13 protein-coding genes are annotated in these 18,469 nt (G+C 59.3%); 1 reads left to right on the forward strand and 12 read right to left on the reverse strand.

Going from position 1 to position 18,469, the window contains the following annotated elements; genetic code table 11:
* Window positions 1-59 precede the first annotated feature (59 nt).
* The 5 genes from VGG64_16750 to VGG64_16770 form a co-directional block, all read right to left on the reverse strand.
* Entirely contained in the window at window positions 60-452 is a 393-nt protein-coding gene (locus VGG64_16750; protein HEY1601253.1) for an HU family DNA-binding protein, read from the reverse strand.
* A gap of 547 nt (window positions 453-999) precedes the next feature.
* Window positions 1,000-2,313 (reverse strand): UDP-glucose/GDP-mannose dehydrogenase family protein, encoded by a 1,314-nt coding sequence (locus VGG64_16755; GenBank protein HEY1601254.1) that lies wholly within the window; start codon window positions 2,311-2,313, stop codon window positions 1,000-1,002.
* Between the two features lie 198 nt (window positions 2,314-2,511).
* Entirely contained in the window at window positions 2,512-3,663 is a 1,152-nt protein-coding gene (locus VGG64_16760) for a glycosyltransferase family 4 protein (GenBank protein HEY1601255.1), read from the reverse strand.
* A complete protein-coding gene (locus VGG64_16765) occupies window positions 3,660-5,156 on the reverse strand; it encodes a formyltransferase family protein (GenBank protein HEY1601256.1) in 1,497 nt (498 codons plus the stop codon). The genes VGG64_16760 and VGG64_16765 overlap by 4 nt, the downstream gene beginning before the upstream one ends.
* Window positions 5,157-5,170: 14 nt before the next feature.
* Window positions 5,171-6,220 (reverse strand): hypothetical protein, encoded by a 1,050-nt coding sequence (locus VGG64_16770; GenBank protein ID HEY1601257.1) that lies wholly within the window; start codon window positions 6,218-6,220, stop codon window positions 5,171-5,173.
* A 247-nt stretch (window positions 6,221-6,467) separates the two neighbouring features.
* Here VGG64_16770 and asnB (VGG64_16775) point away from each other — a divergent pair, with 247 nt between their 5' ends.
* Window positions 6,468-8,450 carry an asparagine synthase (glutamine-hydrolyzing) gene (asnB, locus tag VGG64_16775; protein HEY1601258.1) on the forward strand — a complete coding sequence of 661 codons (1,983 nt, stop codon included), beginning with the start codon at window positions 6,468-6,470 and terminating at the stop codon, window positions 8,448-8,450.
* Between the two features lie 63 nt (window positions 8,451-8,513).
* On the opposite strand, the gene VGG64_16780 is transcribed toward asnB (VGG64_16775), so the two are convergent.
* The 7 genes from VGG64_16780 to VGG64_16810 form a co-directional block, all read right to left on the reverse strand.
* The gene (locus VGG64_16780; GenBank protein ID HEY1601259.1) at window positions 8,514-9,731 is read right to left on the reverse strand and encodes an SGNH/GDSL hydrolase family protein; all 1,218 of its coding nucleotides are present in this window, start codon (window positions 9,729-9,731) and stop codon (window positions 8,514-8,516) included.
* A 57-nt stretch (window positions 9,732-9,788) separates the two neighbouring features.
* Window positions 9,789-11,453 carry an MBOAT family O-acyltransferase gene (locus VGG64_16785; GenBank protein ID HEY1601260.1) on the reverse strand — a complete coding sequence of 555 codons (1,665 nt, stop codon included), beginning with the start codon at window positions 11,451-11,453 and terminating at the stop codon, window positions 9,789-9,791.
* 12 nt (window positions 11,454-11,465) lie between these two features.
* Window positions 11,466-12,548: a hypothetical protein gene (locus VGG64_16790; protein ID HEY1601261.1), complete on the reverse strand. Its 1,083-nt coding sequence runs from the start codon at window positions 12,546-12,548 to the stop codon at window positions 11,466-11,468.
* 136 nt (window positions 12,549-12,684) lie between these two features.
* A complete protein-coding gene (locus VGG64_16795; GenBank protein HEY1601262.1) occupies window positions 12,685-14,022 on the reverse strand; it encodes an O-antigen ligase family protein in 1,338 nt (445 codons plus the stop codon).
* A gap of 1 nt (window position 14,023) precedes the next feature.
* A complete protein-coding gene (locus VGG64_16800; GenBank protein HEY1601263.1) occupies window positions 14,024-15,142 on the reverse strand; it encodes a glycosyltransferase in 1,119 nt (372 codons plus the stop codon).
* Window positions 15,139-17,019, reverse strand: a complete 1,881-nt coding sequence (gene asnB, locus VGG64_16805) for an asparagine synthase (glutamine-hydrolyzing) (GenBank protein HEY1601264.1) — start codon at window positions 17,017-17,019, stop codon at window positions 15,139-15,141. Before asnB (VGG64_16805) ends, VGG64_16800 begins: the two co-directional genes overlap by 4 nt.
* A gap of 108 nt (window positions 17,020-17,127) precedes the next feature.
* A partial coding sequence (locus VGG64_16810) for a hypothetical protein (protein HEY1601265.1) occupies window positions 17,128-18,469 on the reverse strand: 1,342 nt, incomplete at its 5' end.

Genomic DNA, 18,469 nt, shown 5'->3' on the forward strand with positions numbered 1-18,469 from the left:
GACATGTGCAGACGAGCAAACGAGATGTGTCGGTGCTTTACGCAGCCTCTAAGTGTGGGTCACCCAGAGGTTTTCGGCTCGCTACCGTAAGCCGAGGTGCTAACAGGATGTTCGGGTCGATTATTGGACGGTTCGGACTCGTGTAAGCGGGCGGCTGCGGCAGCCGCTTGTCGCTCCAGCTCGCGAACCCGTTCCTCCATCTCCTTACCAGGCTTGAAGGTTACGACGTACTTCTCCGGTACGAAGACCTTATCACCGGTGCGTGGATTGCGTGCTTTTCGAGCCGCGCGTTTCTTGACCTCAAAGACTCCGAAATTCCGCAGCTCAATGCGTTTATCCTCTACCAACGTCTCCACGATGGCATCGAACGTCTTCTGGACGATCTCCTTCGTCTTGAGCTGCGTCATCCCAATTTCTTCTGAGATGGTTTTGACGATCTCTTTCTTGGTCACGAGTCGATTTCTCCTGTCCACGCGCGAGAGGCCGTCAGGCAATCGCAGAAGCCCTCGCATTAGGCAAGGCACGCTCCAAGTGTAGGTGCCGTAAGAAGTAGTGTCAAGGTCACTCTGGCGCTGGCACTGCTGCACTCCGCCCGGAGCCTACGACATATTCGTCCCGCCGGTTCCAGCGCACGGCTCGGGCCAAGCGAATTAGGCAGTAGACGTCTAAATTGCCAAAGATCCGCGTCGCCGGTCCCAGAATTAGCCCGACATATCCGCCATAACCCATTCCATAGAATGGCTTAACACCATTCTCGGACCGGTTTGCGGCCGCGTCGGAACGCAACAGAACTGCTAGGACATATTGCGCCAGGGCAATAATCGTCGACTTAACCGGCAAACTTGAAGTAATCGCCACAACCCAACCATGGCCGCCGGTGGGGTGGTAGTTCCAAGGGTTGCGCTCGGTGCAGGCTTGATCCTAAGCGAGCGCAGAGGCTCGCCTGGCCACTCACAGGAGGGGAAGCGGAACATGCTCGCCGTCGCGGCTAACGCGAGCCTAGGGGCTCACGGGCACCCGACCGATGCAATGGTACGTAAAGCCGGCCGCCTTCATCTGGGCCGGCTCGTAGAGATTGCGCCCGTCAAAGATCACCGGTGATTTCATGCGGCGCCGCATTTCGTCGAAGTCGGGCCGCAGAAACTGTTTCCATTCCGTGACAATGGCCAGGGCATCCGCACCATCGAGCGCATCGTAGGGATGCTCGGCATAGGTCAAACGATCCCCATATTCGTGGCGAACGTTTTCCATTGCCTCGGGATCGTGGACCCGTAGCTTGGCCCCATCAGCAAGGAGCCGATCAATCAGCACGAGTGCCGGCGCTTCCCGAATATCGTCGGTTCTCGGCTTGAAAGCGAGTCCCCACACGGCCACGGTTTTGCCGCTGGCTTTGCCATTGAAGAATTTCGATATCTTTTGATGCAGGACGATCTTCTGGCGGTTGTTCACCTCGTCTACGGCGGCCAGGATGCGGGGCTCGACGTTGTAGCGGCTGGCCATCGATTGCAAGGCCCGCACGTCTTTCGGGAAACAGCTCCCTCCGTAGCCCACGCCAGGGAACAAGAACGCGAACCCGATGCGGCTGTCGTGGCCGATGCCGCGACGGACGTCGTTGACGTCGGCTTCCATGTGCTCGCAGAGATTTGCCAGCTCATTGATAAAGCTGATCTTCGTGGCTAGCAATGCGTTGGCGACATACTTCGTCATTTCCGCACTTTCGGGGGACATGACCAAGAACGGATGGTCGGTCCGCAAGAAGGGCGAATATAGCTCGTGCAGCACGTCGGCAGTTTCCTGCTCGCGGACGCCCACTACAACGCGATCGGGCTTGGTGAAGTCGTCCAGAGCCGCCCCCTCCTTGAGAAACTCTGGGTTGCTGGCAACCAGGCGGTCTCGACCCGTCAACGCGCGCAGCCGCTTGAAGATACCGCTATTGGTACCGACCGGAACGGTGCTCTTCGTCACGACGACGGCCTTCTCGGGCAGATGCGGTGCCAGCGCGTCGACAACGGCCCACAGGTTCGACAGATCTGCAGAACCATCGGCGGCCGAGGGAGTGCCGACAGCCAGGAAGACGAGCTTGGCCGAACGAACGGCGGACGGCAAATCGGTGGTGAAGTTCAGCCGCGCGTCCTCGACGTTGCGTAGCACGAGTTCGGTCAACCCAGGCTCGTATATCGGAATCTCGCCACGCCGTAGGCGTTCGATTTTCTGCTGGTCGATGTCGACGCAGGTCACCTCGTTGCCGCTATCGGCAAAGCACGTGCCTGTCACGAGTCCCACGTATCCGGTTCCGATGACCGCAATCTTCATGGAGGCAAATCCTTCTTCAAGAAATAGTGGGGAGCCGGCGCTTCGGACAATCGGTCGATGCGCTGGGCGATCAGGTGCGGAGGCTGCTCTGGCGCGGGATACGACGCCCAAAGCGTGGCGGACGCGTCCGTCCGAGATAATGTAGCGTATACTTTGCCTGCCCGCGCCCCGGCGGCAAAGCCCTTATGAAGCCGCAGGTTACACGCGGGCTCGGCTGGCGTCGCGGTAGGAAAGCAGCAGTCGGGCGTAGGCCTCGTACCGTTGGCGCGGTGTCGGAAAACGCGGAAGGACTTCCTTGCCGCGAGCGATTTGACGCTGCCATAGCGCGGCATCGCTTAACAGCCGCGTCAGGCAATCGGTTGCCGACGAGGCATCCTGCGGACGGAAATACAGCGCCGCGTCGTCGCAGACATCGTGGGCGAAATCCAGATCCGTGGTGACGATCGGCAGCCCCATTGCCATCGCCTCGGGGTACGTAGCGCTGAACGTTTCTAGCAGCGTCGGCGCGAAGCAAATGTCGGACCGGCGATACATAGCGGGTCCCTGGGCCACCGGAATGGGCCCGGCGTTCTCGATACAGCCGGCGACGCCCAACTGGTGGGCGCTAGCCATCAACGATTTGCACAGTCGATGCTCTGCTGGCAGCGTGACAATTATTTTGAAATCGAGGCCCGGCAAGCGCGCCGCCAGTTCACGCGCAACGTACGGCAGCACTTCGAAATTCTTATGCTTGTAGGGTGCCGAGAAGTAGAGCAAGCGAATGGGCTGGCCCGGCATGGGAAACGGTTTCTCGCCGTGTTCGGTCCGGTAGCGTTCGCCGCAGGTGTTCGGGATCACGGTGATGCGATCGGCCGGCAGTCCCAAGCGTTTGGCAAGACCGTGCGCGCCCGCTTCCGTCTGAGCTATCCACGCGTCGGCCCGGCGAAACCACAGGCTTTTGTACGCGGTACGTACCAGACAATCGGCCCAATTCCGCAGCGAGCCCAAGCTGCGAAAGGCGGCCCAATTGGGATGCGTCACCCAGGGAGCCGAGCAGCCTACCACGTGAAAGCTGCGAAATCGCACATAAGATGGGCCGGAAAACGTCAATACGCAATCGGGTTGCACGCGGTCTTCGAGCGCGCGAAGCGCGCGGCGCGCGGTGCGGCTCGAGGCCGGAGCTTCGTCGAAGACTGTCATCGTTGCGGGAATCGGGACCCCGAATTGTTCGAGCTGACGAACCCCCTCGCGGGGCGCCGCGAAGGTCCATTCGATTCCGGCCGGGTCGCGCAAGGCTTCAATGATGAATGCCGACGAGGTCTGCAGCGCACCCCCAGTCCGACACGAGGACGTGTTCAATAAGACTTTCACCTGCGGGTCACACTCGTCGGGGGGGCTGTCGAGGGCGCCGTGTCGACCTGGGCCACGCTCTGTACGTAGCGATCTTCCAGCATTCGATACAGCCGCGGATGAACGATGAAGTATTGTTTGCCATCTTCGAGCCGCTGCGGTCGACGCTCGAACTGGCCATCAAGATGCCCGACAACCGTATCCGCAATCGCTACGGCCATGAGCGGCTCAAACTTTTCGCGGTACTCGTACACAGTGCGGGCCAGCGTGCCGTCGACCGGAAAAATGCCCAGGATGTCGCCCGTGTCGATTCCGTGGGCCATGAAATGGACTGTAAAGCCAATGTCGTCGTGGTGGTTTTCGATGAGCGGCCACTCGACGACGTCCATGCCTCGATATTGGGGCAGTTGTCCCATGTGGCAATTGACGACACCAGCCCCGGCTCGTCGTAACGTCTCATCCCCCACGATGCCACCGCCGGCGAACACCACCAAATCGGGCCGATATTGATCCAGTGCAGCATGCACGCGCGGCTCGTTCAGCGTTGTACAGTACACCACTGGAATGCCGTGCCGGGCCGCCAGCGCGTCGACCGAGGATTCGGTGACGCCGATCCGCGCCAGCAAATCGGGTAGTGTTGGATACTCGCGCGGAACATAGGCGCGCCGTCTCAAGAAGAACTTCCGCCAGATTTTCTTGAGCAGGCGGATCCCGTCGCGGCGAAACTCTGTGACCATGCGCCAGGGATTCAGCAATTTTCGCACGACGATGGCGTCCACGCGCACTCCCGCCTGCAACAGCAGTTGTGTTACAGCCAACGTGTACAGACCGTAGCGATTGGGCGAGAAGACGATCACGTGCTTTCCCTGAGAGTCCAGCCGCCTGACCTCGTTCGGCACGCTTCTGATACGGTCTGTGCAGTTCAGGCAAACGGAGGGGCGGTATTTGGGTGTCGACATCTCCGCCACCGCGTGCTCGACGAGCATGTGTACGGTCAGCGCCAGCATAGCAGTGGTCGTCGGCGGTTGCTGACCGGCTACCTGCCGCCGCGCGTTGTCGGTGGAGAGCACCCACCGTTGATCGAGCAGCTTGAGCGCTAGGTTTACAAAGCGACCGTCTTGGCTGTCGGAAAAATACTCAAGAAAAAACAGCACCAACAGATGGAACTTTATCTGTAGATCCTCTGCAGAGAGGTCGCCGACGGCTAACCGTTGTTTGAGCGTTGTCCTGCGCACTTCGCAAACGACGAGCAATGTCTGAGCCCAGGCCGTGACGTGACCCGTCCGGCCGCTCGCGCGCAGCGCCGCGCGCAGGTCGACCAAGAGGGGAATCGTGAGCGATTTCAGGGCAGGTTTGACCTGCATGTGCAACTGACCTCTGATCCTAGGAGGCGGTGGGGCGGGCCACACGCTGCCGGCTAGCATCTGCGCGGCGCCGCGCAAATCCGGCAGAGGATCGACCCCATCCCAGCCGTCCCAGGCTGCGCGGAGTAGTGCGAAATCGCGATTGATCATCCGATCGCTACCATCTAATCGTTGGGCACGAGCGCACAGCGAAATGCGCGTCCGTCCATTCCTGTTAGCGCTTCGGCAAAAAGATAGAATTCGCCGCTTGACTGCGGGCCATCGGCAAAGGCGATCACACCAAATTTGAACCAGTACTTGGGCAACCCGTCGTGTCGCACTTTATGGAGCGGTTCCCAGTGCAGAGCGTCTCGCGAGACCAGCACGTGGGCATGGTCGTCCGTTACGCCAACTCCTTGCTCATTGGCCGTAGCCAGCACGTACCAGCCGTCGGTCAATTGTTTCAGGTACCAGACGGGGCCCGGGAAAGCTTGCAGTTTCTCGACGGTTTTTGTGCGCCGGTCGAATCGGCACAGATACGAAGTTTCCAGCTGCGAATCCATCGGCCAAACGACGGAATCTGGGAAGAACAAAGGGGCGCAAGTGCGCCACGTTTGGCTGCCATCGCCGTATTGCTCGACGGACCGAAAATCCTCGTCAGCAGACAACAGGATGTTCTCATTGGCGAAGTCGCCGGTGCAGACCCAAACGCGCTTCGCATGTGGATCCCAAAAACAACCATGAACGTGTTTGGTCGAGCCGGCGGGAAACTCGTAGATTTTCTCCCACGACCTGCCGGCATCCAAGCTGCGATAGACCGGAACCGGCTTGCGATTTCGATTCGCGCCGTACTCGCCAAAATAAATATGGCCCGCCGGCGTCGTACACATCGACTGGTGAAGCACGACGCGGCAGCGTTCCAGTCGCAGGGTGACGACTAACGTTCCAGAAGGATAGTCGATCCGGTACACGCGCCCCTGCCGGACGGCAACCAGCGCCGTGAGTTTACCATTTTCGAAGATCGGCAGGACGTTGCACTTATCCAGCCGCGACGCCCTCCGCAGCAAGCGAAAGGGGAGTATGGGTCGTTCCCAGGTGCTGACCGGTAGTGCGAAGGTCTGCGTAACACCGTCGTGTTCCACTCGAATGTGCTGCGCGTGGCTGGTAACCGTCAAGCCCGTCGAGGCGTAATGAACAAATTCCGCCTGGTCCAGCGGTTCAAGGCGCAGTTTCATGTCGTGCAAAGGCATTCGGTCGCGGTGGCGAATGGAGTAGTAGGGGGTGGTGCCGATCCGGGTGTCACACGAATGAGCGAATTCAGAAAACTAACTAGCTACGCCGGCGGCAGTAGGTTTTTGAAGATTTTGGCATGCCCGTCGGGGGGGCGTGCGAAGAGTAATCGTTGTAGGACAAGGGCGGGAATGTGTCGGAGTTGGGACCTGGCATCAATTGATCGGTCGTAGCTTGACCGGCCGATGGTCTATGATTCTGATAGCTTTTACGTCGTTCAAGTTGCGCAGCGAACTTTGTGCCTGCGCGATCGATATTATCGCGTCTGCCCCGGGAGACATTCGCTTGTGCGGAATATTTGGCGTTTGGTGTCCCGACGGCAAGCCAGTCGATGAAATGGCTGTGCAGCGCTCGCGCGATGCGCTGATCAATCGCGGTCCCGACGATGCCGGCAGTTGGGTCAAGGGAAATGTTGCCTTGGCCCACCGTCGACTGGCGATCATCGATCTCTCGCCCAACGGTCGCATGCCCATGACCAACGAGGTGGGTGATATCTGGGCGACATTCAATGGCGAGATTTATAACTTTCAAGAACTGCGACGTGAACTGCTCGCCGCGGGCCACAAGTTTCGTAGCGAAACCGACAGCGAAGTCATCATTCACGCATACGAAGAGTGGCAGGAACGATGTTTCGCCCGTTTCGACGGCATGTTTGCCATCGCGATTTGGGACGAGCGGCGGCAGCGAATGGTCCTCGCACGCGATCCGCACGGCAAGAAGCCGCTGTTCTATTACCACCGGCCGGGACGGCTGCTGGTATTCGGATCGACCCTGCGTCCGATCGCCGTGTGGCCGGATGTACCGCGCGACGTCGACGAGACGTCGATCTACGAATACATGAAGGTCGGCTATCTGCACGCGCCGCGCAGCTTGCTTGCCGATACTTTCAAGGTGCGCCCAGGACATTATTTGATCGTGGGTCGGCAGGGCATCGAAAGCGACACGGCCTATTGGAGCCTGCCCGAGATCGCGGCACGTAAACCCCGCAAGTTTGGCAGCGAAGAGGAAGTGCTCGATTATCTCGACGAGACGCTGCGCGAGGCCGTGCGCAAGCGATTGGTCTCGGATGTGCCGCTGGGAGCGTTTCTGTCGGGCGGAATGGATTCGAGCTTGATCGTGGCCCTGATGCGCGAAGTCGCCAACGACCGGGTGCGGACATTCACGATTGGGTTTACCAGCTCGGAGTTCGATGAAAGTAAGTTTGCCCAACGTGTGGCAAAACACCTGGGAGTAGAAAACACGGTCGAGCACATGTCGGCCGCCGATCTGCTGTGCTACGTGCCCGAAGTCATTCGACATTACGACGAGCCGATTGTCGATTTCTCTTTGTTTCCGACGATGGCTATCTCTCAGATGGCGCGACGTGACGTCACGGTGGTACTCACCGGTGATGGGGGCGATGAACTCTTTGGCGGCTACCAGCGTTATCTGGCGACCCATTATTTCGATCACTATGCACGATTCGCCGGACCTGGCATCCGTAGTACGGTGTCGAGAGTCCACCGCTGGCTGCCGCGCGAGCGCATGCGTCGTTTCGCACAATTGACCGCGGCCCGCGACACGGCCACATTCTTCGGACTGTTTGCCAATTTGGGGCGGTACGCCGGGCTGAACACGCTGATTCCTGATGACAAGCTGGGTACGCCGCCCGAGGAAGACGTGGCACGCTTCATCCACGGCCTTCCTGGAATTCCGGCGACGGCCGCGGCGATGGTTTACGACGCCACGCATCCGATGATCGACGGCATCCTGGTCAAAGTCGATCGCGCCACGATGGCCTTTTCGTTGGAGGCCCGTGCACCGTTGTTGGACAAGCAGCTGTGGGAAACGGCTATCGGCCTGCCGCTGAGCATGAAGATCCGCGGCGGACAAAAGAAATACCTGCTTCGCAAGCTGCTGTACCGTTACTTGCCGAGGGAACTGGTGGATCGGCCCAAGATGGGCTTTACGCCTCCCTTGAGAGACTGGTTTCGCAACGAGCTGCGCGAGCAACTGTGTGACGCCCTGAGCGAATCCACGATCCGTCGTCGTGGATATTTCAAACCGGAGGGCGTGCAAAGGTTGCTGCGCGAGCATCTGAGCGGACAGGCCGACCACGTCTACTCGCTGTGGGCCTTGTTCATGCTGGAATTGTGGATGCGCGAGTTCGCCGATGCGCCGGTCGCCGTGGGTTGAATGTCTCTCACGGGTGCGGCCCCGATTCGACACGGCATGGTATTGTATCTTGGCGGGGCATGCTTACAGCCCGTCTCTCGCGGACTGCTGTGTTTCTTCACGCTGAGTGGCCTGCGTTCGCATCGCGGTGATCTTTTTTGCGATTAGTTCCGCCACCAGACGATGCCCGGCTTGATTCCAGTGACCGCGCCCCATCTTCGTATTCTCGAAACCGTGCAGAAAGACGTGGTTCGCCTGCGCATAGGCGAGCATCGCGGGAACCAGTTTCTCGACGGCGATGCCGTGCTCCTCGCAGAAACGTTCCACACGATCATCAGGGTAGGACAAATATTTCGCACCGACATGATTCATATATGCTGCACGAGCCGCCGGGTCCGGGTGCATCTGGTCGGGATTCGTAAGGGTGACCACCAGCAACGTGGCGCCCATCGCTAGGGCCTCCTCGTTGACAGCCAACAGCAGTTGCTCGGTGATTTCCCATGCTTCGTGCCAGGAAGGAGTTGCAGGCGGAAGATAAATCAAGTCGTCGAGTCCCCATTCAGGAACACTGTTCTGCTTGGCGTCCGGCGCGGAGGCATTGCGACCGCGTAGCGAACGCAGCGTGCGGCGCGCCTCGTAAGCGATTTGCACAATCCGACTGTCGTCGGCGATCGCACGGACGATCCGGTCTTTCCAGGAGCTACTCCGGGCAAAGGAATCGTCGAGTCTCAACTCCCCATTATTCAAGACGAAGAAGGGCCGCTGGTTATGATCGCGCAGGGCACGGCAATTGTCGCTCAGGTCATTGGCCGTCAAAAAGCCCAGCACCACCAGGTCGGGATGATACTTGGCGACCCGATCGCGTAGCAGGAGAAGTTCTTGGCCCGTGCCGTAACCGGCCATGCCAAAGTTCATGACGCGCACAGTCTGACCGGCAAAGGGCTTCTCGTGAGTCAGGTCTTCGGCCAGAAGTTCGGTAAAGCGTTGCTCGATCGGGACCTGCATCGATTCCACGTACGAATCCCCGAGCACGGCAATGCGAAATTCGCCGGCGTGCTTCTCGACGGGCCACTCGATATCGCGAAACCCCTCACTGTTGATCTGTACGTAGCTGTCACCTTCCTCGTGTTGCCAGAACGTGGCTCCGGGGCGGTGCAACACGCCGAGCACCGCGTCGGGCTGAGTTCTTGGCGGAAAGCCGATGCCTGCAACGCGCAAGGCGCATTCAACGCCCGCGACGAACACAATCAAGGCGGCCAAGGCCTGAGCCAGCTTGTTCAGGGTGTTGCGGGTCGAAATCATGTGGCGACGAGACTTCGTACTGTCGCCGTCGGCGCAGGCCGATACGGCAGACGGTCGCTAGAACTGGAAATAAATGAACGGGGCATTTTCGGCCGGCCAAGCCACAAAGAATAGCAGCCCCAGCAGCAGGTAGATGATGGGCAAGATTCGACTGGGCGTGCGATCGAGCAAGTCGGCCCAGCGGATGGCAAAGTAAGACCAGCAATGCAGCACGGCGAAGATCGCGAGCGCCGCCAGGGCAATTACCGGCATGCCCAGCCCCAATCCAAGGCTGGTCAACTCCAAGCGCCCGTCGAAGAACACAAAGGCGCGCATCGCATACAGCAAATGATCCAAGTTAGTGACGCGGAAGATCAACCATCCCAGCAACACAAAATACAAGGTCACGGCCCAACAAACGACCTGTATGGCAGGATGTTCAAACAGCGCCGTGAGACGTTCGCTCTTGCGTTTGAATTCGTCGAAGAAGCGATTAATGCACAGCAGCAAGCCCTGGTATGTGCCCCAAATGACAAAGTTCCAGGAAGCACCATGCCACAGACCGCCCAAAACCATTGTGGTCAGCAAGTTGAAATAGACGCGCGGCAGGGTGACGCGTCCGCCGCCCAACGGGATGTACAGGTAATCGCGCAACCAACTGGAAAGGCTAATGTGCCAGCGCCGCCAGAACTCGACGATCGACTGACTGAAATAGGGGAAGTTGAAGTTCAGCGGCAACTCGACCCCTAACATTCGGCTGACACCCCGAGCCACATCCGTGTAGCCGGAGAAATCACAATAAATCTGCGCCGCGAAGAGGGCTGCCCCCAGCATGATGAGCACGCTCGGCTTGCCCTCGGGCTGCCCTAGTATGATTTCAACCAGCGGTGCGACAGAGTCGGCAATGAGCACCTTTTTGACCATGCCGACGGCCGTTAGATGAAATCCACTCAGCAGTCGCTCGGCCGACAGGGTCCAAGGCTTGTGCAGCGTGGGTAATAGCTGTTCGGGACGAATGATCGGCCCGGCGACCAGATGCGGGAAATACGATACGAAGAGTGCCATCCGCAGGAATGAGCGCTCCGGAACGATATCGCCCCGATAGGCATCGATGCCGTAGCTCATGGTCACGAATGTATAAAAGCTGATGCCGACTGGGAGAGCCACATTCAGTGCAGGAGGTGCCCAGTCGAACCCCAGGATATGGCCGATGCCGACCAAATTGTCGCGAAAGAAGTCGAAGTATTTGAAGAATCCAAGAATCACCAGGTTGGCCACCATGCTCGTAGCCAGAAAGGCGTTGCGACGTGAGTTTTCAGACAGCCGGAAATAATAGCCATAGATGATCGGACCGAAGATCGCAAAGGCCGAGATGGCGGCAATGGCCCAGTAAGCATGCTCCCAGCCCGGCTGGAAGAACTCGGCCAACGTGATCTGTGTTTTGCCATGCTGTACCGCCGGCCAGTTGAGCCCCAGGGTCAGATACGCGCCGGCAATCAGAAGTGCTGCCAGTCGGAACTGCTCGCGCCAACTCAGCCGTACTCCGTAAATCCCGAGCGCGGCGGAATAATCGATCATCGACGTCAGCAGCAGCAGGACGAGAAAACGAACGTCCCACCAGGCGTAGAAGACATAACTCGCCACCAGCAGCATCCAATGCTGCGCGCGGGCGTGTCGCAGCACACCGATGCCGGCCAGCACTAGCAGCATCAAAATCAGAAACTCGTAAGTCTGGAACAGCATTTCGTAGTCGGCCTAGGGATGTGATGCGGTGCCAAGAGGTCCTAGTTGCTGCCCTAGAAAGCGACTGTAGCGGTCGCGTCCCGCCGCATTGGGATGCAGGGCATCGGCGAATTCGTCGTCCGGCAGCAGGTCGACTGCGTCGATAAGGATGCCCGATTGCTCTTGGGCGATCTGCGTCAAAAGCGCACGCAACTCTGCGACGTAGGACTGCACGCTGTCACGCAGCAATCGGTGCATGGGAAGCATGATTAGCACGGGGGTCGCAGCTGAGCGGCGAACCTCCTCAGCCAGCGTGGCGATGAGCTTTGAACCGGCATCCGTTCCGCCGGCCAGTTGCGCTTCCATACCGCGGCGAATGGAATCGATATGCAGGGAAAGCCGTTCGTCACGCACGTTGAATTCAAGTTCGTAGGGATCGATCCAATTGTTAGTCGCCGTGCGCCGCAACTCATCACGACGCAGCAGCAATCGCACCTCGAGATTGATTTCATTCAGCAAGGCTGTGCGAAAATGGAGATCCTGCTCGAACCGATTCGATCGCAATGCCGCATACGTTGGTTCGCTCACACCCGGAAAATCGGCCCGTCTCCAATCGCGCGGCCAAGCCGTGACGAAGCCCCCCAGGGCGTAGGCGTAGGCTTTGTCGATGTCGATGTCGAAATTGTCCACCTGCCCCATGTACTCGGGGCTGAATCCGATCGCCACGGCGGTGGGCCGGGCGGCCAATGTCTTGGGTAGCAACACCCGGATCTCACTCAGGCCGCAACCGCTGATCGCGAGGTTTTGGGCGTACCAGCCACTCGGAGCCGTGGCTTCGACAAGTCGCGTGTCGACCCCTTCGCGGGTAATGGAATTGCCGAGAAACGCGATTACCGGAGCGGGCGATAACCTGGCATCCAAATGCTGGCCTAACTGCACGATTCGCTCGACACTGCCGACGCCGATCACTGGCAGCACAAGTCTGGTTAGCAGTACAAATCCCAACAGCGCTCCGAGAGATGGCAGTAGCACGATGCGCAACACGGTAACGATCACGCCTGGTCCAGCAGTCGCCCGAACTGGCGATTCGACGGCTCGTTCCTCGGTCGCGGTCATGCGGGCAGTTTCAACACAATCGACTGAGTGAGACGCGAGGCGGGAGCTTCGTACAATTTTGTTTTCAATCTGACGGACGCGCGGCTATGTCGTTGCCGGAGAGTCATGGTCTGTCCAGGTCGGTGTCGCGCGCCTATCAACCGGCTGTGGACGCGGGACCGCCGGGTCTGCGGGGTGGTAAGGAGACCCGCACGACCTGATGGACGGGGCGGAAGCCGGTCTTCTTTTCCGGCTTCAGATGATAGGCGATCGCCACCATGATGGCGAAGATGGGACCGAAGAAAACGTTGTTTAAGAATGAATGGTCAACCATGGCGATCATCGCGATCATCGTTGCAATGGCCAGCACTGAAGCTCTGGCCCTCCTGTCGGTACAGCGCCACGCCATCTGACAGAGAACCACCAGAAACAGGAGGAAAGAAAGGAACGCCAAGATGCCGGAGTTGCCCCACACGTACAAGTAGTAATTGTGTGGTCCGAAGCCACCGCCTAGGGGGACGACGGTGTCCATAAAGCGGTGCCCTTGGCCCGTGATTGGCTCACGCATCACTGCGCGCCATCCGTACCCCCACAGGGCAAAGCGGTCATCCGCTTGCCGATCGCCCTCGACGTTGCCTTGCAACAAAGCACCGAAGCGCGTCAAGCGCGACTCGAATATCTTTGTGCTAGTGGCCTTCATCTGATCGACGATAAAAGAACCTACGATCGCTACAAAGGCGAAGACCACGACGATTTGCAAGACAACACGAAATTGCCGCATGAGCAGACCGTAGACTCCCGAGCCGAGCACGATGATCGCCAGCCCGGTACGCGAAAACGTCGTCAACATGCCAATGACGATGATTGCCCGGAGCACTATGTTGACGGATTTGGACTTAAAGGGATAAATCAACGACAGCAACAGGCAGAAGCCCAGCACTTCGGCGCAGCTATTGGGATTGAGCCAGAACCCGGATCCACGGCCGAGCTCGGTAAGAATCAGAATAAAGCGCCCCGGACTTAGCACCTGCAAGACAGCTAGCACGCCGCCGATCGCCGATGCGACAACGGCGGTCTTGAGCAACATCGGTAGCTTGTCGCGATCGATGGCCCGAATGGTCAAAAACGGTACTCCGATCAGACTGATCCACAGCTTCAGGACCAATTGCCAGAGGGCCATATCCGAGACGCCGACAAGCGAATGCGGCCCGATGAACCCTCCCAATGCGAAGAAGATCCAAAATACCCAAGCCACCAAAAAGTAGGGGTGGCTGGGCTTGGCCCGCGTCATCGGGATCACCAGCATGCCGGTCAGCGCGAATGCTACCGGTTGCAGCGGTAGCGATTCCAGCTTCAGCACGGCCAGGATCAAGCCGGCGACGTTGAAGAACGAAAACAGGAAGAAGGCCATGTACGACCACACAGCAATCCCTGGCGCGCGGTACTCTACCGCGCGGCGCCCCACGGACTGCGGAGGGAAGGCTCCGGCGGGCATGCTAGGATTTGGCGCCGAGTACCTGGTCATACAGACTGTACAGCCGTTCGAGTGTATTTTCGATCGCGTACGCTTGTTCGGCGTGATTGCGGGCCGCGGCACCGTGGCGAAGCGCAAGCTCATCGTCGTACAAATAGCGACGCATCGCCCCGGCGAATGCCTGCGGATCACGCGTCGGCACGAGCAGGCATTGCTGCCCGGATTCCACCACGTCTCGCACGCCCCCGATGTCGCAGCCGACGATCGGCAAACCGGCCAAGGCCGCTTCGATCATGGCGTTGGACAACCCCTCCATCTCCGACGGAAACACAAACAGGTCGGCAGCCCGCAACAAGTCCGTCACGTCGCGCCGGGTCCCCAGGAATTGTACACTATCGGTAAGTTTTGCCTGTAAAACCTGCGCTTCTAGTGCCGAGCGTTCCGGGCCGTCGCCGACAATCACCACGCGCAGCAGGCCCGCTTGGTCGCTAAGTAGCCGCACGGCCTCGACCAGATCGCAGACGCGTTTGGTGTCGACCAGCCGGCCGACGAATATCGCGAGCTTGTCCTGCGGCCCAACCCCGATCGCGGTGCGCACAACGTGGCGGTCGAGCGGCGTGCGAAAATGGCTGATGTCGTGACCATTGGGGATCACGCGAATTCTCGCTGGCGGAACGCCGTACGTAGAGAGAAATGCCCGTGAGGCATCCGAGTTCGCGGCGTATCCGGCGCACTGGGTCCGCACTGTCCAGGCACGCACCGGCTGCTGCCAGCGACTGGTGACCAGGGACGTGGCTTCCGAAAATACAATGGGCTGGGCGGCACGACACACGGTGCGCGCCAGCCCAACGTAAAACATCATCGCCGGCAGGAATACGTGAAACAGATCGGCATCGCTGCGCGAAATCTCTCGCGCGGCGCGCAAGGCAAACGCAGGGCTATATGATCTTTTCCGTCCCAGGCTATGAATCTCTACGCCCGCGGCACGAATGGTCGCCTCGTACCCTCCTCCGGAATGCAGTGTCCATACTTCGGGCAGATATCGCGACTTGTCCATATGCTGGCAGAGGACCGCCACGTTGCGCTCAGTGCCGCCACGGTTGAGCGTATTGATGAATAGGGCAACGCGTCGGGGCTTCATGCTGCGTATCGATTCCACCACGCGTCAAATACCAGTAGAGCAAATAGCTCGTCGCTACGCTCGGTACTTAGTCGGCCGACCCCACGTTGCACATCATCGAACAGCCGGCGCACGCCATCGCGATCGAGCACGCCGGAGGTGACCGCCGCGCCATTCTGCACGGTCTCGCGCACCCGGTGATCGGCCGCGGCCGCCGACATCCATTTGACCAAAGGAATAGCGAAGCCTTGCTTGCGTCGATAAGCAAACTCGTCTCCGAAGCGCCGCGCCACCAATTTGCGCAATACCCGCTTTTCGGTTGCCGCCTCGAAACGGACTTGCTCGGGAATTTGAAACGCCAGTTCCGCGACCTTTCGGGATAGAAATGGCACCCGAGCTTCCAGACTGTGAGCCATGCTGGCGCGATCGACTTTTACCAGCATGTCATTGGGCAGGTACATCAACAGGTCGTAAAGCTGCGTTTGCGTTACCGGCGGCAGGCCACGCAACTCGGCAACGTGCTCACGCATGTGCCACATGCGGGCCTCTCCATGTTCGCGCTGGTCGGGTGCCAGTACGGTGCCGCGCAGCGACCGGCCTGGTAGCCGCTGGATCGACATGCGTCTCTCGTCGCGTGGCAGCGCGAAGCGGCGCCCCCAGTCATGCACGCGCGATGAGACCGGTGCAAGCTGGGCAAGACCGCCGAAAAGCAAGCGATTCACGAAGTTTGGCACGATGTCCAAGCGGCTGACCTGGTTGCTCAGCACGTGGTGCTTGTAGCCACTGAACAGTTCATCGCCGCCATCGCCGGAAAGAGCGACGGTGACGTATTCACGGGCGAGGCGGCTGACGGCGTACGTCGGCAGCAGCGACGAATCGGCGAACGGCTCGTCATAAAACTCGGCCAGCGCGCCGAGCTGACCGATCGATTCGTGCGGAAGCGTCCGAAATACCGCGTCGGTGTGCAGCGCCTCGGCTACTTGCCGCGCGAAACCAACTTCAGAAAAGCCATCTTCCGCGAAACCCATGGTGAAGGTTCGCAACGACGAGCCGTTGACACTCTTGGAAGCTTCCAGCGTGACGAGCGTCGAGTCGATCCCGCCGCTGAGAAACAAGCCCAGCGGGACGTCGGCGATGAGTTGGCTTTGCACCGACTTTTCGAGGACGTGGTCCGCCTCGTCCGCCCAGGCATCCAGCGACTTCCCTTCGCGCGGGGAGTATTGCGGACGCCAGTATCGTTGCAATCGGGTTTGCCAGGTCGTCAGGTCGAGTTCCAGACTGTGCGCCGGGGGCAACTTGCGTACAGAGGCGAAGATCGAGCGCGGCGCTGGTATCCAATGGAAGTCAAAATAGTCATTCAGCGCTGCGCGATCGATTTCGCGCGAGACTTCACCCGATGCCAAGAGCGGCTTAATTTCCGAGCCAAATACCAGACGCCGATCGTCGAACGCGTAGAAAAGTGGCTTGATGCCGAACGGATCGCGGGCAAGTAGCAGGGATCTCTTGTTCTGGTCGAAAATGGCGAAGGCGAACATGCCGTCGATGACGTCGAGCATTGCGGCGCCGCGTTCCTCGTACAAGTGAAGCAGCACTTCGGTATCGGTCCGCGAGCGGAACTTATGACGGCCTGCGAGGTCGGCGTGCAATTCCTGAAAGTTGTAGATTTCGCCGTTGAAGACGATCCACACCGTGCCTTCTTCGTTCGTCATCGGTTGATGTCCGGCCGGAGACAGGTCGATGATCGCCAAGCGGCGGAACGCCAGACCCACCTGATCAAAGACCTCGCAACCGTCGTCATCAGGCCCGCGGTGGCGGATAGTGGTGGCCATGGCGCGCAGCATATCGCCATCCGGCCGTCGCCGGGGATCGCGAAATGCCACTCCGCAGATGCCACACATATTGGGTTTACAACGCTTTACAGGGGACTAGAGAGCTAGGATGGTCGACGAGAAAGGAGCGATCGAACCATCGCGTCGCCCGACAACAGAGACCGAGACGCGGCCAAATTAGAGCTTGCTGCGCCAACGGTCACCGTCACATACGGTCCATCCGCCGCCGCGCGCAAAAGTGTGCGCCGCGCGGATGTTGGCCTGCCATTCGGGCAAGATTTGCGCGATAGGAGTTTCTTCGTATTCCGTTTCACTTAGTTTGAGCACGTGATTGAAGACGATCCCTCGCCCGTAGCCGCCGGCACAGTTTTGCGCGGGGCGAATGAGCTTGCCATCCTGCCAAAACAAGCGGCCAGCCGGCCGCGCCCTGCGCACGTCGGAGACGATCGGGTTAAGCGGATGTGGTGTCCATGTGCCGTGGAAGGGATCCGGCGCGTGGAACAAATACAGTTCGTCCCAGGCCTTGGCCCCTTCGTTCTCAACCATAATAGCGAACATCCACCATCGTCCGTCCTGTTCGTGCAACGTGGCGTCGATCGCGGTGACCTTATCCATGATGATCGTCGGACCTTCCCAGCGATGCGGAAATTCGACGCTACGGTACGACTCGACCCGTCGTTCGGTCGAGCATTCGACCAGCATGTGAATTTGGTCGCGATACTTAAACAGGAACGGGTAAGACAAGTGATAGGGCTTGTCCAGTATGGTGATGGGTTTTTCGGGCCAATGCCCGTCTGCGCCAACGGAAAAGAGAACAATGGTCCCCTTGGCAATTTTTTCGTCGTACTCCTCGCAAAAGACGTGGCAGCGTCCGTCGTGTTCGAAGATATTCGGATCAGCCCAGAAAAGATTACGCGGCGGTATGATTTCGCGCAGACGATGCAGCGAACCTTGTACGCTTTCCGATTTATGCGCGAACAGGCGCCATTGGTTGATCGAGACAATGTTGCGATAGCGGCGTGCCGTCATGTGCGCGGCCAGTCGCAGCAAAATCTTGATCATCTGGCCGTTTCGCGGGGCCGTATACATTGGCTGCGAGTAAAGATCGATCGTTGGATGGGCCGCCCGCGCCTTGGCGAGGAAACGATCTGGACCCAGGCGTTGCAACTCGGCTAGGGCTCGCGGCAAGAACGACAACGTCTTCCAATAGTGGCTATTCAAGCTACGAATCAGCGACACGGAATCGGTGCAGGATTGCGATCGATAAATCACCAGGCCGCCGTCGAGTTCCTCGTTGAGAATCTGCAGGACGCTGCCGGTCGTAGGGCTGCGGAGAAACACCTCCCAGGCGCCGGCGGGGCCACCGCGAAATGTATCCGGATCCCCGTGATGAAAGGACCACACTCCACAACGCGGCGCCGTCAGGATCCCCCCGCGGAGGATGCGAAATCCCAAACGCACTAGCACGTCGACATCGTATTCCTTGATGCGGGCCAGGTCCTCGACGGCAAAACGATCA

This window comes from Pirellulales bacterium (assembly GCA_036490175.1).
Classification (GTDB): Bacteria; Planctomycetota; Planctomycetia; order Pirellulales; family JACPPG01; genus JACPPG01.

What these genes read in the sequence shown, in the direction of transcription:
- asnB (HEY1601258.1), top strand. Translation starts at nt 6,468, where the DNA reads ATGATTCTGATAGCTTTTACGTCGTTCAAGTTGCGCAGCGAACTTTGT.
- VGG64_16800 (HEY1601263.1), bottom strand. Translation starts at nt 15,142, where the DNA reads ATGAAGCCCCGACGCGTTGCCCTATTCATCAATACGCTCAACCGTGGC.
- VGG64_16785 (HEY1601260.1), bottom strand. Translation starts at nt 11,453, where the DNA reads ATGCTGTTCCAGACTTACGAGTTTCTGATTTTGATGCTGCTAGTGCTG.
- VGG64_16770 (HEY1601257.1), bottom strand. Translation starts at nt 6,220, where the DNA reads ATGAAACTGCGCCTTGAACCGCTGGACCAGGCGGAATTTGTTCATTAC.
- VGG64_16790 (HEY1601261.1), bottom strand. Translation starts at nt 12,548, where the DNA reads ATGACCGCGACCGAGGAACGAGCCGTCGAATCGCCAGTTCGGGCGACT.
- VGG64_16795 (HEY1601262.1), bottom strand. Translation starts at nt 14,022, where the DNA reads ATGCCCGCCGGAGCCTTCCCTCCGCAGTCCGTGGGGCGCCGCGCGGTA.
- asnB (HEY1601264.1), bottom strand. Translation starts at nt 17,019, where the DNA reads ATGTGTGGCATCTGCGGAGTGGCATTTCGCGATCCCCGGCGACGGCCG.
- VGG64_16780 (HEY1601259.1), bottom strand. Translation starts at nt 9,731, where the DNA reads ATGATTTCGACCCGCAACACCCTGAACAAGCTGGCTCAGGCCTTGGCC.
- VGG64_16765 (HEY1601256.1), bottom strand. Translation starts at nt 5,156, where the DNA reads ATGATCAATCGCGATTTCGCACTACTCCGCGCAGCCTGGGACGGCTGG.
- VGG64_16755 (HEY1601254.1), bottom strand. Translation starts at nt 2,313, where the DNA reads ATGAAGATTGCGGTCATCGGAACCGGATACGTGGGACTCGTGACAGGC.